Source organism: Pseudomonas sp. JL2 (genome assembly GCF_031570495.1).
In the GTDB taxonomy this organism is placed as follows: domain Bacteria; phylum Pseudomonadota; class Gammaproteobacteria; order Pseudomonadales; family Pseudomonadaceae; genus Aquipseudomonas; species Aquipseudomonas rhizophila.
The window spans coordinates 1117-1614 of the sequence record NZ_JAKUDH010000060.1 but is presented as its reverse complement, the minus strand read 5'-3'; the positions used below and the strand labels follow the sequence as shown (position 1 = coordinate 1614).

Annotated in this window: 1 pseudogene; it reads right to left on the bottom strand. The window is 65.1% G+C overall.

Features of this window, described 5'->3' with window-relative positions:
* Positions 1 to 498, bottom strand: a pseudogene (locus MKS85_RS29140) (RHS repeat-associated core domain-containing protein); the annotation flags it as partial.

Genomic DNA, 498 nt, shown 5'->3' with positions numbered 1-498 from the left:
TTCACCCTCATCCACCCCAACCTTAGCCGCCGGATCCTGACTACCAACCGCCGACCGGCACCCACCCTTCCCCGGACAATCCACCAATCCCAACGGATCCACCCACCCCGTCGGGTTCAGGGTGTAGCGATACCCGTTGAGGCCGCCCGCCAGTTTGCTCGGGTCAGGCGTCAGGTAGCGGCCGGTTTCCGGATTGTAGTAGCGGTGCCGGTTGTAGTGCAGGCCGCTTTCGGGGTCGAAGTATTGGCCCTGGAAGCGCAACGGTTGTTCCAGCTGTTCGCCGCCGCCGTGGACCAGTTCGGTGGTTTTGCCGTAGCCGCGGTAGCGTGCCGACCAGACGATGGTGCCGCCGTAGTTGGTCAGTTCCTGGGGTGTGCCCAGGTGGTCGAGGTGGTAGTAGAACGGGCAGGCGTTCGGGCCTTTGCCGTCGAGCAGGGCCAGTGGGCGGAAGGTGCCCGGTTCGTAGACGTAGCTGCGGTGGTGGCGCGGGCTGCTTTC